The organism is Haloarcula sp. HT12 (assembly GCF_055271655.1).
This window is the reverse complement of the sequence record NZ_JBUXKW010000004.1, coordinates 98,961-124,463: the sequence shown is the minus strand read 5'-3', so window position 1 is coordinate 124,463 and position 25,503 is coordinate 98,961. Positions and strand designations below refer to the sequence as shown.

Annotated in this window: 22 protein-coding genes; 13 read left to right on the top strand and 9 right to left on the bottom strand. The window is 57.2% G+C overall.

Annotated elements, in window-relative coordinates; all coding sequences use genetic code 11:
* Positions 1–246, top strand: a complete 246-nt coding sequence (locus tag ACY9XZ_RS13730; RefSeq protein ID WP_463457585.1) for a hypothetical protein — start codon at positions 1–3, stop codon at positions 244–246.
* Positions 243–1,823, top strand: a complete 1,581-nt coding sequence (gene yqeB / locus ACY9XZ_RS13725; protein ID WP_463457584.1) for a selenium-dependent molybdenum cofactor biosynthesis protein YqeB — start codon at positions 243–245, stop codon at positions 1,821–1,823. The genes ACY9XZ_RS13730 and yqeB overlap by 4 nt, the downstream gene beginning before the upstream one ends.
* Before the next feature lie 92 nt (positions 1,824–1,915).
* On the opposite strand, the gene selD is transcribed toward yqeB, so the two are convergent.
* Positions 1,916–2,956, bottom strand: coding sequence for a selenide, water dikinase SelD (gene selD / locus ACY9XZ_RS13720; RefSeq protein WP_463457583.1), 1,041 nt, complete (start codon positions 2,954–2,956; stop codon positions 1,916–1,918).
* Between the two features lie 2 nt (positions 2,957–2,958).
* Positions 2,959–3,207, bottom strand: a complete 249-nt coding sequence (locus ACY9XZ_RS13715) for a sulfurtransferase TusA family protein (RefSeq protein ID WP_463457582.1) — start codon at positions 3,205–3,207, stop codon at positions 2,959–2,961.
* A 94-nt stretch (positions 3,208–3,301) separates the two neighbouring features.
* Here ACY9XZ_RS13715 and yqeC point away from each other — a divergent pair, with 94 nt between their 5' ends.
* The 3 genes from yqeC to ACY9XZ_RS13700 are packed head-to-tail and all read left to right on the top strand — an operon-like array spanning position 3,302 to position 5,108.
* Complete coding sequence (yqeC, locus tag ACY9XZ_RS13710) at positions 3,302–4,081, top strand: selenium cofactor biosynthesis protein YqeC (protein WP_463457581.1); 780 nt, start codon at positions 3,302–3,304, stop codon at positions 4,079–4,081.
* Positions 4,078–4,695 carry a nucleotidyltransferase family protein gene (locus ACY9XZ_RS13705; RefSeq protein WP_463457580.1) on the top strand — a complete coding sequence of 206 codons (618 nt, stop codon included), beginning with the start codon at positions 4,078–4,080 and terminating at the stop codon, positions 4,693–4,695. Before yqeC ends, ACY9XZ_RS13705 begins: the two co-directional genes overlap by 4 nt.
* 32 nt (positions 4,696–4,727) lie before the next feature.
* Positions 4,728–5,108 (top strand): Rid family detoxifying hydrolase, encoded by a 381-nt coding sequence (locus tag ACY9XZ_RS13700; protein WP_463457579.1) that lies wholly within the window; start codon positions 4,728–4,730, stop codon positions 5,106–5,108.
* Between the two features lie 19 nt (positions 5,109–5,127).
* Here the strand turns inward: ACY9XZ_RS13700 and ACY9XZ_RS13695 are convergent, their stop codons facing one another.
* From ACY9XZ_RS13695 to rdfA, 6 genes are all read right to left on the bottom strand, one after another.
* Positions 5,128–6,462, bottom strand: coding sequence for a 5'-deoxyadenosine deaminase (locus ACY9XZ_RS13695; protein ID WP_463457578.1), 1,335 nt, complete (start codon positions 6,460–6,462; stop codon positions 5,128–5,130).
* 116 nt (positions 6,463–6,578) lie between these two features.
* Positions 6,579–6,776 carry a 30S ribosomal protein S17 gene (locus tag ACY9XZ_RS13690; protein WP_463457577.1) on the bottom strand — a complete coding sequence of 66 codons (198 nt, stop codon included), beginning with the start codon at positions 6,774–6,776 and terminating at the stop codon, positions 6,579–6,581.
* Positions 6,777–6,923: 147 nt separating this feature from the next.
* The gene (gene nadE / locus ACY9XZ_RS13685) at positions 6,924–7,772 is read right to left on the bottom strand and encodes an NAD(+) synthase (RefSeq protein WP_463457576.1); all 849 of its coding nucleotides are present in this window, start codon (positions 7,770–7,772) and stop codon (positions 6,924–6,926) included.
* Positions 7,773–8,182: 410 nt separating this feature from the next.
* Complete coding sequence (locus ACY9XZ_RS13680) at positions 8,183–9,007, bottom strand: hypothetical protein (protein ID WP_463457575.1); 825 nt, start codon at positions 9,005–9,007, stop codon at positions 8,183–8,185.
* A gap of 151 nt (positions 9,008–9,158) precedes the next feature.
* The gene (locus tag ACY9XZ_RS13675) at positions 9,159–10,949 is read right to left on the bottom strand and encodes an archaea-specific SMC-related protein (protein WP_463457574.1); all 1,791 of its coding nucleotides are present in this window, start codon (positions 10,947–10,949) and stop codon (positions 9,159–9,161) included.
* Positions 10,946–11,593, bottom strand: coding sequence for a rod-determining factor RdfA (rdfA, locus tag ACY9XZ_RS13670; RefSeq protein WP_463457573.1), 648 nt, complete (start codon positions 11,591–11,593; stop codon positions 10,946–10,948). Before rdfA ends, ACY9XZ_RS13675 begins: the two co-directional genes overlap by 4 nt.
* Positions 11,594–12,138: 545 nt before the next feature.
* On the opposite strand from rdfA, the gene ACY9XZ_RS13665 reads away from it, so the two are divergent.
* From ACY9XZ_RS13665 to ACY9XZ_RS13640, 6 genes are all read left to right on the top strand, one after another.
* Positions 12,139–15,303, top strand: coding sequence for a GAF domain-containing protein (locus ACY9XZ_RS13665; protein ID WP_463457572.1), 3,165 nt, complete (start codon positions 12,139–12,141; stop codon positions 15,301–15,303).
* 70 nt (positions 15,304–15,373) lie between these two features.
* Positions 15,374–15,637, top strand: coding sequence for a HalOD1 output domain-containing protein (locus tag ACY9XZ_RS13660; protein WP_463457571.1), 264 nt, complete (start codon positions 15,374–15,376; stop codon positions 15,635–15,637).
* Between the two features lie 868 nt (positions 15,638–16,505).
* Entirely contained in the window at positions 16,506–17,048 is a 543-nt protein-coding gene (locus tag ACY9XZ_RS13655) for a DUF7344 domain-containing protein (protein WP_463457570.1), read from the top strand.
* A 1,202-nt stretch (positions 17,049–18,250) separates the two neighbouring features.
* Positions 18,251–18,451: a hypothetical protein gene (locus ACY9XZ_RS13650; protein ID WP_463457569.1), complete on the top strand. Its 201-nt coding sequence runs from the start codon at positions 18,251–18,253 to the stop codon at positions 18,449–18,451.
* Positions 18,452–18,554: 103 nt separating this feature from the next.
* Complete coding sequence (gene aglF / locus ACY9XZ_RS13645) at positions 18,555–19,334, top strand: UTP--glucose-1-phosphate uridylyltransferase AglF (protein WP_463457568.1); 780 nt, start codon at positions 18,555–18,557, stop codon at positions 19,332–19,334.
* A gap of 732 nt (positions 19,335–20,066) precedes the next feature.
* Positions 20,067–20,876: a glycosyltransferase family 2 protein gene (locus tag ACY9XZ_RS13640; RefSeq protein WP_463457567.1), complete on the top strand. Its 810-nt coding sequence runs from the start codon at positions 20,067–20,069 to the stop codon at positions 20,874–20,876.
* 106 nt (positions 20,877–20,982) lie between these two features.
* Here the strand turns inward: ACY9XZ_RS13640 and ACY9XZ_RS13635 are convergent, their stop codons facing one another.
* Positions 20,983–21,156: a hypothetical protein gene (locus ACY9XZ_RS13635; protein WP_463457566.1), complete on the bottom strand. Its 174-nt coding sequence runs from the start codon at positions 21,154–21,156 to the stop codon at positions 20,983–20,985.
* A 514-nt stretch (positions 21,157–21,670) separates the two neighbouring features.
* Here ACY9XZ_RS13635 and ACY9XZ_RS13630 point away from each other — a divergent pair.
* Positions 21,671–22,807, top strand: coding sequence for a Gfo/Idh/MocA family protein (locus tag ACY9XZ_RS13630; protein ID WP_463457565.1), 1,137 nt, complete (start codon positions 21,671–21,673; stop codon positions 22,805–22,807).
* Between the two features lie 239 nt (positions 22,808–23,046).
* The gene (locus ACY9XZ_RS13625) at positions 23,047–24,552 is read left to right on the top strand and encodes a lipopolysaccharide biosynthesis protein (RefSeq protein WP_463457564.1); all 1,506 of its coding nucleotides are present in this window, start codon (positions 23,047–23,049) and stop codon (positions 24,550–24,552) included.
* The last annotated feature ends 951 nt before the right edge of the window (positions 24,553–25,503 follow it).

The window sequence follows — 25,503 nt, the reverse complement described above, 5'->3', positions numbered from 1 at the left end:
ATGCTGTATCTCATCGACAAGCCGATGGCCGAAATCGGACTGCGAACAGCCGCCGGGGACCCAGAGGCACGCGTCGTCCTGATTCAGGACGGTGTCTACCTCTCGCCGGATATCGACGCGCCCGTCTCGGCGGTCGCGAGGGACGTGGCCGTTCGCGGAGTCGACCTTCCGCCGGACATCGACCGCATACCCTACGACGACGTAGTCGCTGCCATCGTCGAACAGGAGGTCAAGAGCTTCGTATGAGCCTGTTCGAACGTCTCGACAAACTGGCCGCGCAGGGAGTGCCGGCAGCCTTGCTGACCATCGTCCGCAAGGACGGCAGCGCACCGCGGGACGTGGGGGACAAGATGGTCGTCACCGCCGACGAGGAGTACGGGACCATCGGCGGTGGCACGGTCGAGCACCTCGCCGTACAGGATGCCCGGACGGTGCTTTCGGGAGCCGACGACCCCGGCGTCCGGACGTACGAACTCGAACGCGGCGGCAACACGGGGATGGTCTGTGGCGGCGAGATGGACGTGTTCATCGACCGGGTTCGCGGGCAAGCACGGCTCTACATCGCCGGCGGCGGCCACATCGGCGTCGAACTGGCCCCGCTTGCGGAGCGGCTGGGGTACGCCGTCACCGTAGTCGACGACCGCGAGACCTACGCCGATCCGGCGGCGTTCCCCGACGACACCGACGTGATACACGGCGACTACGGCGAGGCGCTCGGGGACCTGCCGATGGGGCGCGAAACAGCCGTGGCCGTCGCGACGCGGAGCGGGACGTTCGACCAGGACGCCGTCGCCGCGGCGCTGGACGGCGAGGCGGGCTACGTCGGCCTCGTCGCCAGCGAAACGAAGGCCGACCACGTCCTTGACTCGCTCGCCGCGGCCGGGTACGCCCGTCGGGATCTCAGCCGGGTTCGGACGCCTGTGGGGCTCGACCTCGGCGGGAGCGGGCCGGCCGCCGTCGCGCTCTCGGTGCTCGCCGAGGTCAGCATGGACCGCCACGAGGCCACCGGGGAGCGGGCCACGCGTCTGAACCTCGACGACCTCGTCGTCGTCCGCGGCGGCGGCGACCTCGGGAGCGGCGTGGTCTACCGACTCCAGCAGGCCGGCTTCCCGGTCATCGTCACCGAAGTCGAACAGCCGACGGTCGTCCGGCGGGCGGTCGCCTTCGGTGCAGCACTGTACGAGGACGAGGTGACGGTCGAAGGCGTCACTGGCCGGGCGGCGGCAGACATCGACGAGGCGCTCGAACTACTCACTGACGACGTGGTTCCCGTACTCGTAGACCCTGATGCAGCCGTTGCGAACGAACTCGACGCAGCCGTCCTCGTCGACGCCATCATGGCGAAAGGGAAGTTCGATACCGGCACCCGTCAGGGTGATGCCGACGCCGTGGTCGGGATGGGGCCCGGTTTCGAGGCCGGCGAGGACGTGGACGCAGTCGTCGAGACCGACCGCGGGCACGAACTCGGTCGCGTGTTCTACGAGGGGACGGCGAGTGAGTACGACGGTGAACCCGGTAAACGGCGCGGCTACACCCGCGAGCGGGTGCTTCGCGCCCCGGACGACGGGAAGTGGACCCCGACGGTCGCCATCGGCGACAGTGTCACAGCCGGCGACGTGGTCGGCACCGTCGGCGACCGTCCGGTCGAAACCGAAATCGATGGACTCGTCCGCGGCCTGGTCCACGGTGGCCTCGGCGTCAGCGAGGGCACCAAACTCGGCGATGTCGACCCTCGCGGCGACGACGTCGATCCGACGAAGATCTCCGACAAGGCGCTGTGCCTGGGCGGCGGCGTACTGGAAGCGGTGCTGCGGCTACGGTAGCGGCCGGTGGCTGGGCAGGGATAAGCAACGCCGCTGCTTCCAGCCTGAAGTTAGGAGCTCCCTGAACGGTAGTAAAGACACCCTTCGAGCGCTCAGCGGCGGACCGCCTCGACAGTCGGATCGTCAACGGTGACACCGCTTCCGTCAGTGGCTCGTCCGACTTGACGGAAGAACACGCCAGCATCCTCGAACGCTGCTTCGACGGCATCGGTCGCGTCGGGCGGAACGACGACGAACAGGCCACCGCTGGTCTCCGCACTTTCGCCCGCTGTCAGTCCGTAGCCGAAAAGCGACGAGAGAGCGGGCGTCCCGGCGATGACCGGGAGGTGCGTCAGTTCGATGCCGACGTTCGAACGGTCGGCCACCACGCGGCTCTGTCCGACGAGGGCGAAGCCGGTGATGTCGGTCGCGGCGGTCGCGTATTCGCGGCACGCGAGTGTCGCCTCGCGGTTCGGTGTCGTCATCCACGCGACGGCTTCCGAGGCGATCCGGTCGAGGGGGCGGTCGGTGGCATCGGTAACTGTTTCCACGAACTGCTCATCAGTGACGCGGATCGCCCCCATAGCCGGCTGTGTCCCGAGCGGCTTGGTCAGGTAGAGGTAGTCGCCGGGGCTGGCCCCCCGGGAGGTGAGCAGGGCGTCCGGATGTGCCGTCGCCGAGATGGCACCGCCCGCGAAGGGCCACGGACTCATGATTGTGTGGCCGCCGGCGATGACGCCGCCCATCGCATCCAGCGCGTCGGCCATACCGGCGAGGATCTGTGCCGCGTTGTCGGTCAGGTCTCGCGGCAATCCCAGGACGACCAGACAGTCGAGGTTCTCGACTGCGCCCGTCGCGAACGCGTCGCTGGCGGCGTTGCAGGCCGCGATACGGCCGAAGTCGTACGGGTCGTCGACGATTGGCGTGAAGAAGTCCACCGTCGAGACCAGCGCGAGGTTGTCAGTTAGCTCCCGGGCGGCGGCGTCCTCGCCAACGCCAAACAGCAGCGCGTCGCGATCACCGGTGAGTCCGGCATCGGCCAGCAGGGAATCGAGATCGCTCTGGCCGACCTTGCAGGAACACCCGTGGAGTTCGGTGTACTCAGTCAGCGGTGCCGTCTCCTCGTCAGCGTCGGCCGCCGCGTCACGTCCCACACTCAGGCCTCCGATAACGACGCCATCTCGGTGACCCGGAGTTCGAGTTCGAACTCATCGGTCTCACCGGCGGTCTCCGCAGTCGTCACGTCGATCCCGTGGGTCGTACACATCCGCCGGAGGTTCTCTTCGGCCGGTGGGTAGTCACCGCGAACGACGAGCGTCTCGCCAGGATCGAGATCCGAAAGCGCCCGGCGGACAATGAGCGCCGGCCGAGGACAGATTTCACCGCGTACGTCTACCTGGACCATACTACGACGTGTGCCACCGAGCCACAAAAACGCTACCGGCGGCACAATTCGTTGCCCCGGCAAGCTATTTTTGTCTGTCCCGTAGAACGAGGGTATGGATCTGGCTGACGCGCTGGACCTGGGCTCCAGCGCCGCTGTCGCCTTTGTCGGGGCCGGCGGGAAGAAAACCGCGATGGGACAGGTGACACGTGAGGGGGCCGCCGAGGGATACGCCATCGGGTACACGACAACGACAGCGATGCCGCCACCACCTGATCTGCCGCTGACCCTCACCGGCCCAGGCGAGTGGCGCGCCGACCTCGAAGCACACGAGCCACCGGTTGCCTTCGCTCGCGAGCGAGTAACCGATCCGGCGCGAGTCGACCGAAAGGTTCGCGGGTTCGAGGCGAGCGTGCTGGATCAGATAGCCGCCGCCGGGTTGTTCGATTGGCTACTGGTCAAGGCTGACGGCGCACGCAAGCGGGAGTTCAAAGCGCCCGGTGATAGGGAACCAGTCGTGCCGAGCACAGCAACCCATGTCGTGCCAGTCGCCTCAGTCGCTGCAGTCGGTGAACCACTGACGACAGACGCGGTCCATCGACCGGAGCGGGTGTCAGACGTTACCGGCCTCGACGTGGGCGATACGATCACGGCAGAAGTAGTCGGAACAGTGCTCACACATCCCGACGGCGGCCTCCGATACGCACCGCCGGAAGGGTCAGTGATTCCGCTGGTCAACAAGGCCGACACAGCAGCTCAACAGCGTACCGCCAAGACGGTGCTCACCCACGCGCTCTCACAGACCTCGCGGTGTTCTCGGGGCGTCATCACGTCGTTCGCATCGGATGTCTGTGAGGTCGTCACTGTGACAGCTGAGCGGGACGGCCAGCCATGAGCAGTCAGGATCGAGCAACCGTCGGTGGCGTCATCCTCGCTGCGGGGCAGAGTTCACGGTACGAATCGGGCAACAAACTGCTCGCGACCGTCGACGGCACAGCAGTCGTCCGGCATGTCGCCGAAACCGCCTGCAGATCACCGTTGTCCGAGGTCATCGCCGTCCTGGGATACGAGAACGCGGCTGTCGCGGCGGCGCTGGACGGCCTGTCGCTCTCGAGACGACACAACAGCGATTACGCAGCGGGGCAGAGTACGTCCGTACGACAGGGCGTCGCCTACGCACAGGAGTCCGGGTGGGACGCCGCGCTGTTCCTGCTGGGCGATATGCCCTTCGTACGGGCCGAAACTATCGAGCGTCTTATCGAAGCGTACCGTACAGGAACGTCGACAATCGTTGTCCCCGAACACGAGGGGACACGGGGCAACCCGGTGCTGTTCGACAGTCACTGTTTCGAGGAACTCGCCTCGGTCTCCGGCGACCGCGGGGGTCGAGACCTCATCGAGTCCACCGAGCGGACAGCGCTCATCGAGGTCGGGGACCCCGGCATTCACTGGGATATCGATACCGACGCTGACCTCGCTGAGTTCGGGGACCGGCGTGACGGCCTGTGAATTTAAGACGCTGATGGTGGAACACCTGACCGATGAAACGGACTATCAGTACGGCCGATGCCCCTGAAGCGGTCGGCGCGTACAGCCAGGCAACGACAGATGGCTCGCTCGTGTTCACCGCGGGCCAGATCCCGCTGACACCCGACGGCGAACTGCTGGATGACGAACCGATAGCGACGCAGGCAGAACAGTCGCTGTCGAACATCGAAGCAGTACTGGCCTCGGAAGGGCTGGGGATGAGTGACGTGTTGAAGATGACCGTCTATCTCGACGACATCGAGGACTTCGAGGCGATGAACGACACGTACGCCGGTTTCTTCGACGAGGATCCGCCGGCCCGGAGCGCCGTCGAGGTCGCAAATCTGCCAAAGGGCGTGGGCGTCGAGATCGAAGCTATCGCGACGAGTGAGTGAGTCGGCCGACGACGGGCACTCAGGGCTTCTGTTCCTGAGCTGACTGACGTTCCGCTTCGAGATCCATCTCAAGCCCCATCGTCGATGCCCGGGAGCGGACGGCATCGGCGTCGATGGTGGTTACCTCACCCTGTTCCATGAGCACGTTCCCGTCGACCATCGTGAAGCGGACGTCGTCGCCGTGGGCCGCGAACACCAGATGCGAGAGCACGTCGTGTAGCGGCGTCGCCCGCGTGAGCTCCGTATCGAGGCCGACGATGTCAGCACGCCATCCCTCCCGGATCGCCCCGAGCTTCTCGAAGCCGGCGGCTTTCGCACCGTTGCGTGTCGCCATCTCGAATATTTCGGCCGCCGGCGTCACCGTCGGGTCTAGCTGTTCGACCTTCTGGAGAAGGCTCGCCTGTCGCATCTCCGTGAACGCGTCGAGCGTGTTGTTACAGGGCGGCCCGTCGTTGCCGATGGCGACGTTGATACCCCGGTCGCGGTAGTCCCAGATCGGCGCGATGCCGCTGGCGAGTTTCATGTTCGAGGACGGGCAGTGAGTGACGTGCGTCCCCGTCTCCGCGAGAACCTCGCGCTCGCTCTCGTCGGTCCAGACGCAGTGGGCCAGCACCACGTCCTCGCCGGTGAGGCCGACCTCGTCGAGCCAGTGGATGTTGCGCATGCCGGTGTCTTCTTTGACTGTCTCGATCTCGCTTTGGTTCTCACTGGCGTGAGTGTGGATGCGCACGCCGTCGTATTTGTCCGCGAGTTCGCGCGCCCCGCGTAGGCAGGCCTCACTACAGGAGACGGCAAAGCGGGGAGTGACAGCGTACCGGATGCGGTCATCGTAGGCACCGTGGTACTCCTGGATGAGTCGCTCTGATTCGTCCAGTGCGGCCTGCGTGTCCTCCAGGAGGCCCTCGGGCGAACGCTGGTCCATCAGCACCTTACCGAGCACGCCGCGGATACCGATTTCGCCAGCCGCTTCGAAGGCACGGTCCGCGTGAGCGACCGAAAGGTGGTCGATACAGGTCGTGGTCCCGCTTTCGATCATCTCCAAGTAACCCAGTTTCGCCGCGACCTCCATCTCTTCAGCGGTCAGGGAGGCTTCCATCGGCAGGATATAATCGAACAGCCAGTCGAGCAATTCCGTATCGTCGGCGATGCCGCGTCCGAGACTCTGCACTGAGTGAATGTGGCCACCGACGAGTCCCGGCAACAGCACGTCGTAGGACTGGTGATCGTGGTCGGCGTATTCTGCTTCGAGATCAGCACGGGAACCCACAGCCGCGATCCGGTCCCCGGAGACGACAACGGCCCCGTCTTGCAGGACGGTTTCAGAGTCCGCAACGACAGTCCCAGTGAGTAACATACGTCCTGCAAAACGGTCTCGGCATAAAGAAGGTCCACATACCGGAGCGGCCACCGAGGCCGTGGAACCCGCCACACACATGTGGCTCCGTGTGGCGCGTGTGCGTCGTGGTGGTGTTATCTCTGCGAGCCGTCCCGCGTCCGTTTTTTTCGTGTGATGTATCCGGTGAGCCGGGTTCGGCTGCGAAACGAGTCCACTCCGGCGAGTCGCTGAACGATGCGGGTGTTCGTCTCGTACTGCTCAGTGAACAGTTCGGGATACTCCGACAGCAGCCTGTCGCCCGTGTCGATTATCTCCTGGGGGTCGGCCTGCATGGATGTGAGACTCGCGGAGTGAGGCTGTTAACTGCTTTGCTCACAGAGCCGGCCGCAGACGGTGGCTCATACTGTTGGCTGTCCCTATTTCAAGATACTCGCTACCCCGGGGCAGCGATATTCGTTGCAGACGGACAGCCGACGGTATCAGTTATCCATCGATGGTTTCGGTGGCGTGTGTCGTTTGTGGCGTGTACTGGCACACCACTGAATCGTTCGCTCAACGGTAGCTTCGTCGACGTCGACTCGGTCGGCCACATCCGGTGCGGGGCAGTCTCTATCGATCGCGAAGTGGAGGATGCTATCGAGTTCCTGCTGGTCGATGCCCAGTTCCGCCGCATCAGTTGCACTACTGTGGTCCATCGGATGGGCCGGGTGTTCGAGGATCTCCGACGGTACGTCGAGTGCATCGGCCAGTGCCTCGATCTCCGTTCTGTACAGGTCACCGAACAGCGACAGATCCACGCCGTTCTCGCCGTATTTCGCAACGGAGCCCAGCAACCGGTCGGTCCGGGGAACGGTTCCCACGACAAGCTCGTTTCTGGTGTTTGCGACGTAGTATTTACACGCCATCCGGAAGCGTTCGCTGGCGTGTTGCATCGCCACGAGATCGTCGGTCGGTTCACCGGTCTGGCCGACGACCCGCTGGAACGCCGTCAGCACCGGCTGCAGGTGGAGCCGGTGGCAGTCGATGTCCAGCAGCGACGCGACGGTTTCAGCCGTCCGGGCGGGCCCCTCGTCACTTAACTGTACCGGCATCACCAATCCAGTCACGTAATCGGCCCCGATCCCGTCGACGGCCAGCGCCGCCGCAACCGTCGATTCGACGCTGCCGTCGAGTGGAACGACGAGCCCGTTGGCCTCCGCGTCGATGATCTTGGTCTCTAGGAACGCCGGGAGGACTCCCTGTATCCGTCTAGTCGCTGCCTTCGACGTAGCCAATCCGTGTTCCTCACGAGGGAGTTTGAGCGTGTGAGGGTGCGTCGCTTTACTCACACGTTCCCCCTCCCTCGCCACTCGGGACGTGCTCGGAGATGCGACTAGCGAACCGCGTGCATCCAACCAACCTAATCATGGTAGAAAGTAGATCGCTAACGTCGTATAACTGTTGTCGACAAACGTCATGAGTGTCTTCGGTATCCTCGATACACCTTATATATTATTTCCGGTAATATAAATTTCCAGTCGTAAATTCTCCACATACATAGTCAATTTTCGATTTTATCACGTAACTTATGTTAGTATCTCTCAAAATATTGTACAATCATTAGGCAGTGGTCTGAGGGGATTGGGCGATTAGGGGCGGAGACGTATGCTGTCAGTTATGACAGATTCAACCAGGTTCTGCTCTGGAAGACACTCCCTTTCCATCGGCGAGACGCCAAAACTGGCGGTATCAAGCTCCGTTACGTCGCCGGTGGGGTCGTTTCCACGGACTGCTCCGTGACGACCAGTTCCCGGTTGACAATCCAGTCGACGACCGTACTGCTGTCTAACTGGTCCGGGGCGACATCGTCGTCCGCGGTGCAGCGTCTGATCTTGTACGAGTCCATCGCGTTCCGGTTCTCCGTGAGGGGTTCGACGACTTCGATTCGCTCGTCAGTGACCGTGTTGCGATACGTGACGCCCGGAACAAAACTGACAGCCGGGACCTCTGTGGGCCAGTCCCAGGTGAACTGCTTGTGGTACTGGTCGAACTGCCACACGAGACGGTCGACCGGGGTCTCTGTTTTAACAGCCTCGTTGGCGGCCCGATCCAGCGTCCGGTCCCAGTAGTCTATCACGCAGGATTTGAGATCCGCCTGGAGTTGGCCCTCGATCATCTTCTGTTCGATTGGATACTGCAGTTCGATAGCGACGATGGCGTGGCTGTCGAGATGGGTGAGACACCGCTGGCACTCCATTTCGAACACGGAGAGACCGAACGGCCGCTCAACTGTGAGATGGACGAGTTCGTTCCCACAGTTCGGACACCACAGGAACAACACGTCGTCGTGCCCAGCGGTCAGTTCCGCCAGAACAGTCAGATCGTCGAACGCTTTGTCGACACCCGAGTCCGCTGACCGGACTGACTCGCTCGTCGCTGTCCCGGGGCCGTCATCCGCGTACTTCGCTAGTTTGCGGTCTTTCAGCAGCGATTTGAGGACTGAATCGTACGATGAATGTGACTCCGCGTTTCGTATCTTTTCTAATTCAGTTTTCGTCCAGTCTTTTACCCGGATATTCGCCATCTGGGTTAGAAACGGGGAGAGAACTAATAGTATTTTTGTATTATTCCCCTAGAAGTGGAATTACACCTATGATATCGGTTCCGTTCGCGGACGGCAGGATGGTGGGATCACCCAGGATACCCATCAGTGGGACTCAGGTCCGGACAAGCGATCAGTCGGCCGAGGCTTGCTTCTCGTTCGCGACGGTCCACTGGGTCGGATCGATCTCGTGCCCGTCGAAGGCGGTGTATTCCGGGTAGGCAGTAAACACCAGGTACTCGGTCCCCTGCTGGAGATACTCGATAAGGGTGTGGAGATTATCATCGTCAAGGCCGCCCAAGCCATCAACGAGCAAGAGTGGCACAGCGTCGCCGACATCGAACGACTGGCGGCCGGCCAGCGCTGCCACGAAGCCGATAAGTTCGAGTTCGCCCTCGCTGAGGGCATCTAAACTCGCTTCCTGGCCGTCCCGGGCGACCACGATATCGAAGTCCGCAGTGAGTCGGGCCGTTTCAAATCCCGTCCCGAATCGGGAGAGGATGTCCTGCATCGCTGTGTCGAACGCGTCCCGTGCCTCGCGCTTGATTCGGTCCTTCCGGTTTCGAAGCTCCGCGAGGTCGTCACGCACGGATTCGAGTTCGGTTTCGAGGTCGTCGACGCGGGCCGCTCTCGTTTCGAGTTCCGTCAGTTCGTCGGCGGTGTCTTCGAGTTCGGCCTCGCGGTACTTGATCTCGCTTTCGACGTCCGAAAGCTCCGCCACGGCCTCATCGACGCGGTCGGAGAGCCGATTCACGTCCGCTTGGGCCGATTCGAGCCTGTTTCTGGCTGCTTCGAGGCTCTGTTGCCGGTCAGCCAGTGTCGCCTCGAGATCAGCGATCTCCTCCTCCAGATCCGCCTTACGACGGCGAGCCTGGCTGATTTCTTCGCGCTGCGTTTCCAGTTCCTCGACGGTATCGTGGTAGGTCTCCTTCTGGGCGCGAAGCGCTGTGAGTTCGCTCCCGAGCGCGTCCAGTTGGTCAGCTAGGCCCTCCCGCGTCGTCTCACTACCACACGTCCAACAGGCGACTGTGTCACCGTCGATATCTCGCTCCACGTCGGTGAGAAGTTCCAGGCGGTTCTCGCTGAGTACCATCTCGGTTGCCGAGTACACGGACTGGAGCACCTCGGCGTCTCGCTCTACTTGTGAGAGGCGCTCCCGTGCCTCCGCGAGTTTGTCCTCGACATCATTGTACTCCGGGATTTCGAGGGCGTCGAGAGCCTCCTGGCGTTCCGAGAGGCGCTGTTCGGTCCGCTCGATACTCTGTTCGAGTCGCTCGACGCGGTTGCTGGCCTGGTTCTGTTCAGTTCTGGCCTGACTGAGTTGCCGGCGGACCGACTCCGAACTGTCGTCGCGTCCAGCCTCACCGTCGATTGTCTCGCGTTTGGCCCGCAGGTCTTCGATCTCGTTTTCCAGACGGGTCACCTTCTCCTGAACGCTTGGAAGCCGCTTTTTCGCTTCACGAGCCTGCGACAGTTCCGTTTCGATCCGTTCGCGCTCCCGCTGTAACGTCTCGATCTGCGAATCGATGTTCTGGAAGTCGAGCGGACGCAACAGCACGTCTTCGAGGTTCTCCCCTGCCCGGACGGCGCGACGGACCGGGTTCCGCTCGTCGAGGCAGGCGAACAGTTCAGCGCGGACAACGTCGTACTCGTCGGTGAGGTACGGCTGTCCGCGGCGGGCCACGGTACCGTTCTCACGGGTGAGCGTCACGTCGTAGACACCGGTCGGCGTTTCGAGGTGCACCGCACCGCTTTCCGCCCCTTCAGTCAGTTCAGTGGAGGTGCCAAGGGCCGTTTTGATCGATTCGATGAAACTCGATTTCCCTTGCCAGTTCGAGCCTCGGACGACGTTCAACCCCGGCTTTAATGTGGCTGATCCGTCCAGGATACCAGCGATCCGTTCGATTTCGATGTTCCAGGTCATGAGTTGCGAGATGACAGCTCTGGGTTCCGGTGTTGCTTGCAGACGTACCCACGTTCGAGGGCCACAGCAAACGGAACGCGAGTAGGGCAGTCAGGGCATCCGAGTTGGATCTGGGCCTCTATCTCCGCGGCGTCACCCCCCTCTATATCGCCTTTCTTTGCGAGCGAGGACAGTGCCGTTTCGGCCTTCCGTTCGACGACTGTTTTGGCCGTTTTGACGCTCTCACGCTCCCAGTTAGTCGTCGCCTGCCGAGGCTCCTTTCGACCGTCCAAACAGTCGTTAAGATGGGTTCGCATCGTTCCCCACGACACCATATCATCGTGGAGGGCCTCACCGGGGATACCCGTAGCTTGCAGCCGCTCGATGAGCTCGTTGCGACGTAGCTCGTCGTCCCCACGCAACGTCTCGTAGTCACTGTCTATACGGGTATCGAGTGATTCACGGCCGTGTTCGGTGTAGACTCGTTTGAGGAGCCGTTTGTTGAACCACGCTGTCACTGAGCGATACCCCATTTCGGCTCGGTCATCCGCACCTGTCCAGCGCGCGAGCAGGCCCTCATCGAGGGAGTCGTAGACTGGGTCCGCCGACGCCAATCCGTACTTGTCGATAACCGCGTCTACTTTACAACCCGAGTCAGCAGCCATTGTTCGGTTGTTTCAGCCTGCTCAGTAATAGTTTTTGACGGGCGATAGACACACCGTCTCCCTATGCCCTGAGTTCGAAACTAATGCACACCCTTAGTATGTATTCACAAGAGCGGCAGGACAGATATATGCATTTTTATGTATAAATTTGAATTGACATCATATTGTTGAGATTAAACAGTATGTTATTGATGTCTTATGTTTAAGTGAGACTATTATACTAGTTGTACACACGGAAATATAGCCACGATTAATCGAAATACGCGTTACGATCGCCGCTATGCGTATATTAATCGTTTCACAGTACTGTTTATTGGATATCATAATCTAAAAAATACAATGTAGCAATATATAGTAGTCTGTATGACTATTCCTGTGGGAAACAGTGTACGCCAATGTGTATTTTGAATGTCGTGAGTTGCTCAGTTCTGCAAAAACAAAATATAGTCCCGCATGAGGTACGGGTATTGCTAACAGACTGAATGCCCCGGCAGCGTTGCAGTCAAGTCAAACGTTTATACGGACTGTCGCGTAAGGGGTGTAGTATGCGGAAGTTGGCCGGTGAGACCGGACCGGCACCGACGGGTAGTGAAACGGCAGCCTCGAGGATCAAGGTATTGTTAGTCGATGACTACGGAGAGTTCCGGCGGACGACCGCGGAACTGCTGGAACATGAGAACGACCGTATCGAGGTCATCGAGGCCGCAAGCGTCGATGATGCGCTCAGTTACTTCGATTCCGAATCTATCGACTGTATCGTCAGTGACTACGAGATGCCTGAAGCCGACGGGATTGAATTCGTTAGGACGGTGCGCCAGTCTAACGGCGACCTCCCCTTCATTTTGTTGACAGGTCAGGGGAGCGAGAAACTCGCCAGCGAAGCAGTTTCGGCCGGCGTCACCGACTACTTCGTGAAAGGTGGCGGGCCGGAACAGTACGCGGTACTCACGAACAGAATCGAAAACGCGGTCGAATCACACCGGTTCCGTCGGGAAACGGCGCGACTATCCCGGATTAATTCGCTGTTCCGGGAGATCAATCGCCAAGTACTGCGGGCATCAACAGCCCAAGAGATCAAAGAGGCTGTCTGTGAGATCCTGACTAGTTCTGACGCCTACCAGTTCGCCTGGATCGGGGAAAGAAACGAGTCGGGGGACGTCGTCCCTACAGCGGGCGGTGGTGGCGCACTCGAATACGTCGAAGCGATGCTGACCCGTCATGGCCGCTCAGTTTTCGATGAGGGGCCGTTCGGCCAAGCAATCGAAACCGGCGAGCGCCAAGTAGCGTCCGACATCCGTACTGAGTCGTCGATCCAACCCTGGCGCGAACTCGCTTCGGAGTACGGGTTCCGGTCGATGATCGTGCTCCCCATTCAGTACACGGGCTCGGTACAGAGCGTCATTTCGATATACGCGGACACGCCCTTCGCGTTTGACGAGGCCGAACAGACCGTATTGACAGAGCTCGCGGAAATCGTCGCCGATGGCCTCCACTCAACCGCGACGCGCGCCGAACTCGAGATGCGGGAAGAAGTTCTGCGAACGGTGACCGAAGTGTTCACCGCTCGGGAAGGAGCGCTACAGGAACAGATAGCGGACCTCATGCAGGTCGGGCGCGACGTGCTGGGAACCGAGTACGCGACGCTCTCACATATTAACGGAAGCGAATACGATTTCGAGGTGCTTCAGACACCGGACGAAACGATTTTTTCAGGCGGGACCATTCCAGTGTCGGAAACCCTTTGCGCACAGACCATCGCGAACGAGGAAACGGTCGTATTGACGGACATTGATGCCGAGAGCAGCGATAGCGATGGGGATCTCATGTGGGATGACGAACTCAATCGATATCTCGGAACGCCACTTACTGTCGGGGGAAGTATCTACGGGACGCTTTGCTTCTACGGGTCCGGGACGAGCGAGACCGGGTTCTCGGATTGGGATGTGACGCTCGTCGACCTGCTAAGCAAGTGGATCGGAAACGAACTCCAGACACAGCGGGCGGAGATGGGTTTTACCCAGCTGTACGAAACGGCGACAGATCTCCTGGGCGTGACTTCAGAGGAAGAGGCCGCCCAGATCGTCGTCTCGCGGACGCGTGATATCATCGGCCTCCCTGAAGTTGTACTGTACACGTTTGACAGCGATACGAACGCCTTTCGCCCGCTCGCGGCTACAGAGACTGAAACGCACGACACCATCCCAGCAGACGGGGATAGCCCTGTGAGTTCGGCCTTCTTCACTGAGGAAACCATCGTTTGCGACGAAACCGCTGCCTCGAAGGCGGGCGAGGACGCGGTGAGCGACGGGAAAGCCGTGTTTGTTCCGCTAGGCGATCACGGAGTGCTCCGGGCTGGCGATACGATCGGCGGCGTGTTCGACACCCAGACCCGTCGGATTACCGAACTCCTCGGGGCGACGATTCGGACGGCATTCGATAGGCTGACCTACGAGACGGAGCTCGAGGACAGACAGCGAGACCTAGAGCAACAGACGGTTCAGCTCGAGCAGATGAACCGACTGACAGAACTGAGTCAGAAAATCCACGAACGAGTTCTCAGGGCAGACAGTCGCTCGGAAATCGAGCAGGCAGTGTGTGACCAGCTAGTCGCGTCCGACATCTGCTCGTTCGCCTGGATCGGCGAGTACGAATCCGACACTGATAGAGTCACGCCACGAACCTGGGCAGGGACCGACCGTGGCTTTCTCGAAGAATCCCGTACGCCAACAAACGAGACACCGCCCCCACCAGCGGTCCAGACGGCCCGAACGAACGAGCAGACGCTGAACAACAACATCGCGGACGGGCTCAGGGGGAAAGGATGGCAACGGCGGCTGCTGGAGCGGGGCTTCCAGTCAGTCGCTAGCATTCCGCTCAGTTACCAGCAGCTGTCCTACGGCATTCTGACTGTGTATGCAAAAACGTCAGACGTTTTCGACCTCCCGACACAGTCAGTGCTCGAAGAAGTGAGCGAAACGGTCGGATACGCCATCAACAGCATCGAGACGAAGCAAGGGCTCGTCGCGGACCGTGCCGTCGAGATCCAACTGGAAGCAACTGAGTCTGATGACATCCTCCATCGGATCGCAGGTGTTGTCGATGCAGAGATTACGTTCGAAGGCATCGTTCCGCAGGGAGATAGCAGCTGCATCGTGTTTTTCAGTACTGACGCACCTGCTGAGGACTTGGAAACATGTCCAGATATCCTCCCGCGTATCCAGCGGTTAGAGTGTTTAACCGACACTGAGGACACAAGTCTGTTCGAAGCGACGGTATCGGGGACACAGCTTGCGCTGACTATCGCCGAACAGGGAGGGGCTCCACAGCGAATCCAGTCCGACGGGGAAACGCTGGAACTCCAGCTTGAGGTCCCACAGACTGTCGATATTCGCCAACTCATAGCGGAATTACGGCGTTCGTGTCCGGACATCGAACTTGTGAGTCGCCACAAACGAGAACGGAGTGTCCAAACTCGTGAGTCGTTCCACGCAGAACTGACAGCACAGCTTACCCCCCGCCAGTTCGAGGTGTTACTCGCGGCCTTCTACAGCGGATTCTATCAATCTCCCCGGGACAAGACCGGACAGGAAATCGCTGATACACTCGATATTTCACAACCCACGTTCAGCCACCATCTTCGGGTAGCGGTCCGGAAGCTACTCCAACAGTTGTTTAGCGACGGTGGAACGACACAGCATCTAGATAGATAGCATACACAATTCGAGATTGCTAGTCTGATAGAGTACATGCTGATACGGGAGTACGTTCATACAAAGAACAATGAGTCTGGAGTGGAACGAGACGGAAACCGTCTTTTGGGCAGACCAGTACGAATCACCAAGCGAAGCGATTGTGACCGCCATCGCAGCCAAAGAGCGCGTAACGGAAACCAATCTCCCGCCGTTGTACGATCAGATCGACCCGGACGCCCTTGATACGCTCGTTGCGGGGCAGTCAAGCGACGATATCCAGATCAGTTTCACATACAGCGGGTATACTGTCCGGATTCGAGACAGCGAGGTTATCGAAATCACGCCGACGTAACCGTACAGCAGCTTCCTACTGATTCTTACGTAAACGGATACCCAGGAGCCACCGGTAGGAGAATATTTTACAGAGGCACTGTGTGATAGCAATACAGAGACGATGGGAGCGGACAGCCGACTCCGGAGAGCGATCATCGAACAGTCAACCGCTCACCCCGCCTAATTGACGATATTTGCCGCTACAAACCGAAAAAATGGAACTGTCTCAACACGGATAATAACCACAGAAGATTCTGTCGTACATCTGCCGTTTGTCCGGTAGCTTCCTCGCAAGTATACGCTATCAGTACGCAGACGCCATAGGCCCGGCACGGATTAGTTCATAAATCCACACAGCGGTGATCACGACTCCGACCGTGTTTGCCGGTCGCTATCACTGTCCCATCAGTTGCCAAGCCAGTGAACTCAATGGTAGGTCAGTACCGCTCAGTCCACGGTATATTATTAATAAGATATTATACAGTTCGTGGCTATCGTAATCAGAGACCGATAGAGTTGTGCTAATATATAGTTCGATACTAACATTAAGAGATTCGGGGTAGAGTCTCAGTACGGCGTAAATCTGTACCGATCAAACGACTGCGTACCGTACTGTGTTTTTATTTGCGGATAGATTCTGTTTTGTTGTGGTTGTGTTGTGTAGTATAACAAATCGTTCCAGAGGTGATAGATTCCCGGATTATATACTGACTGTGGCTAGCTACTGCAAAATGGGTATCTGGTACACCCTACAAGTAGCTATTTCTTACTCAAGAATCAGAGGGTAACGGGGGTGTAACAAAAGGTTACCCCGGGTTTCGTGTATATATGTCGCTCTCGCGGCCTGAACACAAACCAACGCAGCAATCGAGGTCATGAGCGAACCGATGGTAGAGGAAGAATCAGAGCTCTCACGCGACCAAATGTTCGATATCCTCAGCAGTTCTAGGCGTCGGTACACCCTATATTATCTACGCCAACAAAAAGAACCAGTCCAACTGACTGATCTAGCTGAGGAGCTGGCTGCGTGGGAGAACGACACAACCGTCGAAGAGCTCTCCTCGCAGGCGCGAAAGCGAGTGTATGTCTCACTGTACCAGACCCATGCTCCGAAACTTCAGGAGGCAGGGCTGATAACGTACGATGCTGATACGGGTGAGATAGCGCTTCGAGAGGATGCACCGGAAGTCGAGCCATTCATCAGCAATAGCGATAGCGAATCGAAGTGGTACCAGTATTATGGGGCCGTTGCCCTGCTAAACGCACTGTTACTCCTGGGAGCCATCGTCGGCGTTCCACTGCTCAGTGCAGTCAGTCCAATAGTTATTGGATTGGTTGTCATTAGTTCATTTCTCGCTCTTTCTATTGTACATGCAGTCTCCAGGCGGCGAAGTAAAAACGACAGGTCCCTCGATATCGGCGAGCCTTGAGCTATGGGACGATCCGAGCGGAAAATCACCCCCCAAGGGATGAGTTATTCGTTGTCGTCGGCCGCGCCGTCGGGCAGTAACTGATCGGGCGACCGCTTGTACATCGGAGTGCTCGCGAATTCGGAAATCCGTTCCATTTCGCTGTCGGAGATATGTTCCGGCATACACCGCTACGTGTAACTGTTACTTTTTAGTAATTGAGTTCATATTTGAGGTAGTCGGCTTCTTCTAAACGCTTGCTATTTTTTTAGGCTTCGAAGTATATCAATGTTGAGTAGGTCTCTCACAGAATGAGAGGCGATGAGGGCTCATAGGCTATTCTGAAGACAATCGCACCATCCCTTCTCGGCCACAAGTTCTGGTGGGCAGTTGCCTTGTGTCGGATCGTATATCTACAGAGAAAGAATGGGGGAAACCAAAACAAGTGCTTAGTGTCACCGTTGCTAATAATTCGGAGTCGAAGAGAGCCGAAGAGAACGGTGTAACCGAAACCGCTCCGGCTCCTGTCAAAGTGGAGAGAGCGATCCGAGTCGACAGCGACTATACAGGGCACGAGCGTCCCTGAGGGGGGTGGTAAGGATTGGGCCGGTGTTGTGGGTGTCGGGTAACTGCCCTCTCCATCGATATCTTTTGCGCAAGGGTGTATTGTTATAGTCGTGTTATTTCGACATAGCCGAGCCTACCACTCCAACGTACCTGTGGGCGGGATATCATATCTATCACCCAAGTGTTGGGCCGGAGCTTAAGAACGTAATGGAGCCATTTGAGCGAGCATTGTCGGTTTGATTGGTCTAACTGCTATTGATGCAACCGTCGACTCTGTGACTGCGTTCGGTATTCATTTACTCCGGACTACTTCCCGATGCAGTATCGCACTCCGGTACAGTCCCACTTAGGATTGCAGTAATTCCATCCTACTATCAGCGAGTGGTCTGTTTTCGTGACGGTATGTAGTGGATGGCCATAAGACAGATTGGTAAGTAATTGTGTAGTAAATGGTATTCAAATGTGCTCATAGGGACGCAATCTTTAATATAGTAATTACACCTTTCCGAGACATGTTCGATATTAGCGCGGTAAGGAGGGGGGCTAAGGATGATCTTAATCTAGAATTAGACCCAAAAGATAGGAGTCAGGGCACACGGCACACACAAGCGGTTGAGATTGCTGAGACTGGGATGTTTGAACGGAGTGGCAGCTGAATGATGACCTCAGAGGAGTGGAAAGACGTACCAACGGATCCGGACTGGGAATCTGACTTGGGCTATGAGATGGAAGAGCTAACCGTTGTCAAATCCTCGACCGATTCCCAGTTGATATTTTTGCCGGAGCACGAGTCGCAACTCGGTGAAGAAGAGTTCATCGTTATTCATTCGGATTCACTTCGAGATTTACGACGATAGCTGAACAACGTTGTTGGCGGAAACGATAGCTGATTCGGTCAATAATAGTGGGTTCCTGTTAGTAGCGTCATTACAATGTGGTATCTGGGGATGCGTGTGAGTGATGAAAGCAGTAGTTCTCGCGGCCGGGAGAGGAACACGACTTCAGCCACTCACTGATGACCTCCCGAAAGCATTAGTTGAGATAGACGGAGAACCACTTCTGACACATTGTCTTGACGAACTGGTTTCGCTGGATGTGGATGAGTTTGTTATTGTCGTTGGCTACCGGAAGGAACAAATTATCGACTACTACGGTAGCTCGTACGAAGGGATCCCCATAACGTACGTCCACCAGCAGGAACCTGCTGGGCTCGCACACGCACTGTTACAGGCTGAGCCCGAAATCCAGGACGACTTTATATTGATGCTGGGAGATAACGTGTTCCGAGGGAACCTCGATGCAGTCGTGCAACGACACCAAGAACAACGGGTCGATTGTGCGTTTTTGGTTGAGGAGGTTCCGGAGGGGCAAGCGTCTAGATACGGCGTTTGCGAGACGAATAAATACGGTGAGATAATCAGTGTCGTCGAGAAGCCGGATAATCCACCGTCAAACTTGGTACTGACTGGCTTATACACGTTTTCGCCGGCGATATTCGAAGCGTGTAGCCTCGTTCAGCCCTCTGACCGCGGTGAGTACGAACTCAGCGATGCCATCGATTTACTGCTGGACAGCGGGAGAGCAATCGACGCCGTTCGTCTCGACGGATGGCGTATCGACGTTGGGTATCCGGAAGATCGGGATGCTGCAGAGCAGCGCCTCTCAGAAGAAACAGCCACAACGACCACCGACGCGGGGAACCGTCACTCAATAGACCTCTCCACTACAGACGATGACTGATGTACCATCGGAACATCTACCAATTACTCAGCTTTGCACGTTAGCGTCAGTTTTGGAGCGATCGGACAGGTGGGTGATTTCGCTCACGAGGTCATCGACACCAGGTTCATCGCTGTTTGACGAACGTGCGATGCTATTTCAGGTCGAATCGCGAGGGTGGTAGCGACCCATTGTATTTTCCTTCGTATTCTTTCAGAGATGTACCTCTTAGTAGCAGGCCCCTTTGGTAGTGGATGGAAAGCCTGACCGGACTTTTATGCGTCGTTGTTTCCCGACTTAGTGGCTGCCGCTGGGAGCGGGCCCCCCTCGCCATCCCTGAACTCGTGCTAGTAGTAGCATAACAAAGCACGGAGATGCATATTGGTAGGTCATGTGCGCTGCTTGGGCTCGACAGTTCATGATGATTTTCATCGTCTGGCTTTCGGCAACATTGGGAGGGATGATAGCGATCGACCTCTGGAACCCACTGTTGTATTACCTGCTCAGCTACGCTGGCTTTCTGTTTGCAGTCGAACTCAGTAACCCGGACGGTGTCCGACCGCGAAACCACAAACGGCTTCGCTGGGTTTCTATGGGCGGGTTTGTGGTGTTCGTCTACGGAGTCGTCTCATGGGTACAGACAGTTATTTCGACCGTGTCAGCGTAAGCTCAACAAATGAATGCGTTGCTTACTCATGCCAGGAACCCTATACTAATATCTTGAAAGGGATATTACCTCTGTAGAAAAATCACATGGTATCGGTCAGCGTTGTAATCGCGACACTGAAGCCGCAGAGCGAGATTGAAGCGATACAGTGTCTCGAAGATCACGCGTTCGACGACTTCGAGGTTATCGTGTGTGATGAAAGTCCAGTAACTAAAGCGCGAAACGAGGGTATTAGACGAGCCTCGGCCGACAAGCTCGTCTTTCTCGATGACGACTCTCGTCCCCGGTCAGGCTATCTCAAAAAAGCGGAAGAAGTCCTCGAAACAGAGGCGGCATACGCCGGTCGAACCATCCATCCAGTCGACGATGTGTTCGGCCGTCATTTCACCAATCACTACGACTGGGGCGATGATCCTTGTTACGTCAATCACTTCTGGGGATGTAACATGGGCGTCCACAGGAGTGTGTTCGAAACCATTGGTGGGTGGGACGAACAGATGGGGTGGGGTCACGAAGAAAAGGAGCTCGCAAGACGAGTCAAAAGTAGGTTTGACATCCGGTACGATCCTGAACTTGTCGTCGAACATCCGTACGCGTCGTCGATTACGGGATACTGGAAGAAACAGTATAAACTCGAGACCAAGAGTCCGTACTACTGGTCGAAGTGTAACATCTCACGGGCGGATCAACTCAAGAGAGTCTTCTGTGATGCGGTGAATCCATTAAATTACGTCAGAAGAACGCCAGTGGCTACCATTACAGAAGCGGGCAGTACCGTTGCGAAGACTGCCGGGCGTATCCGGGGGATTATTGACAAAACCGATCACAGCGAGGATTTAGATGAGATTCGGGAGATTGAGTCACCCTCCGACTCGCCACCGGAACTATCAGACTAACCCGGATTTCGACCAACGCTGTTCCTGATGTAAACAGACTACCAGCACCCGCCGTCGGTTTCAGAGTGGTTTCGTTGGACTCGGACCGAGTGATGGGCCGCAATAGTTACCCGCCAAAGTCCTGTTCACCGTACCCATCCTCGCCGTACCCGCGATAGAAGATTTCCCGCTCTAATACCACTGCAACGCCAAACGAGAGTACCGTCGCAATGATGGTCAGAACGGTCCGTCGGGTCGCCTGCTCCGAAGTCGACGTTTCGGGCTCTTCGTCTGAAGGCATCAGTACAGTGGGGCTGTCCCTCTCGCTACAGTAGCTTCGCTTCGTCGACGACTGTATCGGTCCATCCTTGTCAAGAATCCAGAGACGGAGGGCGTTTTAGTAGATAGGCCATACTGTCGTGAACGCCGCTGCGAATCCCACCGGTGGCTCTGAGCGGGCTGAGACCGGACAGCTATCTGGCGATACCGATGCATCCGGATTTAAACCCTGGCTGGGCCACAAGTGGACCGGTTCTGGAATTAAAGGCGATTGGTTTACCAGAGAGGAGATGCTTGATTCATTCACCAGTTGCCAATATTACAATTCAACAAAAGTGAGTGGTTAGGAGTTATATAACACACTGACGTGCTCTAAAGCTACAATAGATAGCTGCTGAGATCCTCTCTGCAGAGGAAGGGGAAACCACCATTCGCAATGCCCCACCCGTATTGAAACACGAGCAAGCTTGTGGAGACGATCCGGGAGAATCAGTACGAGGTTACTACTATTGAGGCTACTCCCCCACCATCCATCGATGACTTACACTGTCGCAGTCATTGGGACTGGTGCAGATCCGGACGATCCGGATACTGGCGGGTTCGCGATGGCATACAGGCACGCTGGCGCGTACAGGCGGTTAGAGTCATGTGAACTCACCGCCTGTGCCGATGTCGTGCCGGAAAACGCGAAAGCCTTCGGGGAGCGATGGGATCTCCCGGACGGGAACGTCTACACGGACACCGAGAAGATGCTCGACGCTATCGAACCGGACATTGTCAGTGTTTGTGTTCCCCCTCATATCCACGCGCCTGTCGTTATGACATGTGCTGAAAGCGGTGTAATGGACGCGATCCACTGTGAGAAACCGATGGCGACCAGATGGGAAGATTGTCGGAAAATGGCATCCGCCTGTAAGCGAGCCGGTATCCAGCTCACGTTCAACCATCAGCGCCGGTTCGGAAAGCCGTTCCGAAAAGCCAAGTCGCTGCTTGAAAGCGGGAAAATAGGTTCCTTAGAGCGCATCGAACTCGGGGGAAAGAATCTGTTCGATTATGGTTCACATCTGTTTGACCTCTGTGGCTACTTCACTGACCAAGCGATGTCGAAGTGGGTGATGGCGGGAATCGAATACAGCGAGGAGAACGTACAGTTCGGCGCCCACAACGAAAACCAGGCCATCGCTCAGTGGCGATACACGAACGGTGTGAACGGGCTCGCTTCGACGGGAGACGGTGGAATTGTCGAGTGTCATATGCGGTTGCTCGGTTCAGACGGAATTATCGAAATCGGGGGGGAGGTCCCGTTACGGGTTCGGACCGGTAAAAAGTGGCAGACAGTCGATACAGACGGGGAAGACGTACACGGTCCCAACGAGACGGTTTTAGACGCCGCAAAACAGAAGATCAGCGCTCGGCTACCGGGAACCTCTGTCGAAAACGCTCGGCCTGAGACCTATATCGACCGGGCAATAGCGGACACAGTCGACGCACTTGCGACAGCCCGCGAGCCTGAACTTTCGGCTGACAATGCGCTGCAGGCAACGGAGCTTATATTTGGGTGCTGGGAGTCCGCTCGACGGTGTGGGCGGGTCGATTTCCCGCTGGAAATCGACGACAACCCACTGGAGTCGATGGTCGAAAGCGGACAAGTACTCACGGCTGGCAACCAATAAGGCCCGGTTCATGTCGACCAGTTATAGATTGAGAGGGACTGTCAGACCCCACCCTGATAGTTTGGCTGCCTCACAGGTTACACCGCCCATAACAAACAGATGGTATCCGAAGTATGTAGCAACGGAGAGTCTATGCAGGAAACGCTATATAGAGTATTGAGTTGGAAGACCACGCTGGGGTCCGTTAGTAGGCCTAGTATTATAGCTCGTTACACACGCGCTGGGGAGGACGAACGACGATGCTAGACAAGCTGAAGCGGTTGATAAAGCGCCTGCTCCCGGCCAGTGATAACGTTTTGGAACAGGCTGTGAAGAGTGGCGTTTGGGTCGGCGTGATGAACGTCACAGAACGGGGGTTAGAGCTGCTACTGTTAGTTATTGTGGCCTCGCTGTTATCTCCGCGTGCGTTCGGGTTGATGGGGATCGCACTGTTGACACTCTCGTCGCTCAAGAAGTTCTCCGAGTTGGGGATCAAATCCGCTCTGATACAGGCTGAGGAAGACAACGTAGACGACGAACTCAACACTGCTTGGACAATCGAGACGGCCAGGGGAACGGTCATCGCTACCATCCTATTCCTCGGCGCACCATTTATCGCGTCGTTATTTAACGAACCTGCGGCAACAGATCTGTTTCGGGTTATCGCACTTTCTCCGTTCATAGTTGGGTTACGGAATCCTGCCGTCGTCTATTTCCAGAAAAGTCTCGATTTCCACAAGGAGTTCGTCTACAGGGTCAGTGGTGCGGTTGCGTATTTCGTCGTCACTGTGGGCTTGGCCCTGTATGAGCCGACTGTCTATGCATTGGCAATCGGATATCTCGCCGGTGATGCCGCCCGGTTCCTCGTCTCGTACTTGGCGCACGGGTACCGTCCGTGGCCTTCGTTTAATCTCGACGTCGCCAAAAAGCGCTACAGTTTCGGGAAGTGGGTAACGGCCAACTCGATTCTGTATTTCCTCTACAGTAGAGGGGACGACGCGTTTGTCGGTTGGGCACTCATGGCGAGTGCGCTTGGGTTTTACCAGCTCGCCTACCGGCTTTCGAACGCGCCGGCGACCGAAATCACACAGACCATCTCAAGTGTGACGTTTTCCGCGTACTCGAAAGTGCAGAACGACGTCGAAAAGCTTCGGACCGGATACTTCCAGACGCTTAGGATGACCACGCTGGCTTCGTTTCCGGCAGCAATGGGAATCGCAGCGGTCGCCCCCGCGTTCGTCGAGACGTTTTTCACCCCTGAATGGCGGCCGATGATACCAGTAATGCAGTTACTGGCTATCTACGGTCTGTTGCGCTCGATGGGTGCAACGATGGGCCCAGTCTGGAAGGCGGTCGGGCGACCCGATTATATCGCAAAACTCTCGGCCGTACGTGTGATCCTTATCGCAATTTTCATCTATCCGGCCACGATGATGTATGGAATCGAAGGTACCTCAGCCCTCATTACGGGTATCTACATCTTCCCGATGATGCCTATTGACACCTATCTTATCGCCCGAACTGTCGAAGCGTCTCCGGTTCGGGTCATCAGGGAGGTCTCGTATCCCCTCGCGGCAAGTCTCGGGATGGCAGCTGCCGTGACCTATGTGTATCAGACGGTGACTCTCAACGCGCCGTTATTGGAGTTTATCCTGTTGATTCTCGTGGGTATCGGGGTCTATGTGGCCTTGGCCCTGGCCCTCATGTTTAGTTTCGATTGGGAAGTGAAGCAGAACCTCGAGTCAATATTCGATGCGCTAGCGTGATCAGAATGAGACAGACAATCCAGTTCAGTCGAACCACCGAACAGATGGGGAAAGGGAAATGAAGCGACGAACAGTGCTTGGCAGCATCCTCCCGTTACTACAGGGAGGGCGTTGGTTAGACAGACTGTTGCTCGTCAACCAAGGTAAGATCGTCCGAAAGCGGCTCATCGGTATCATCGAAGACAAAACAACTGAAATCGTCGCTATCGATGGCGACGGGACAGCTGTTTTGTCCAAACACGAGGGAGCGCTCGGGCAATCGCCAGGAGACGTATCACCCGAGACTGCGAATTCGCTACGAGACACCTACGATTCTATACGCTTCCACATTACTGTCAATCATCACGATGATACCATCAGTGTATTCGGTCGGACAGGAACGACAGAATACCGGACATCGAGAACACTTTACAGTGACACATCCGTCGGTGACCACCTCTCGTTTCAAACATCACTGCTGGAACAAGACACGATCATCTCGCTGTCGTGTCTCGCCAGTGAGAAAGAGTCCTTACAACGTCGATGCCAAGTCGGAGTGGAAGACCCCACTGCGGACCAATAGTGGCGTACAACTGGGTTGATACGTTTCCATCCCGTCAGTAGGCTCAGGTAATCGGAATCGAGTGGCCGATACTGTACGGGCATCAAAATACGATGCAAACACTGTTTCACGAGGGTACCGATAACTGGAGCGGGGAGTGCCGAACAGCCTTACCAGGAAACCGAGGCAATTCTCGAAGCAAAGAAGCGCATCCTAACAAACGATTGTTACTCCATTACCTCCAGCCACACACTCCGTTTCTCGGGCTGGTCGGACCGAACCATTTCGACCTGGAGTCAGCTCGACTTCGAGTGATACACGGTTCAAAACGGCGGCCGTTCTGAAATCATTGCTGATAATTCAAATATATCAACCACAAATCACCGGGAATAGGAAACCGCCCGCGACAG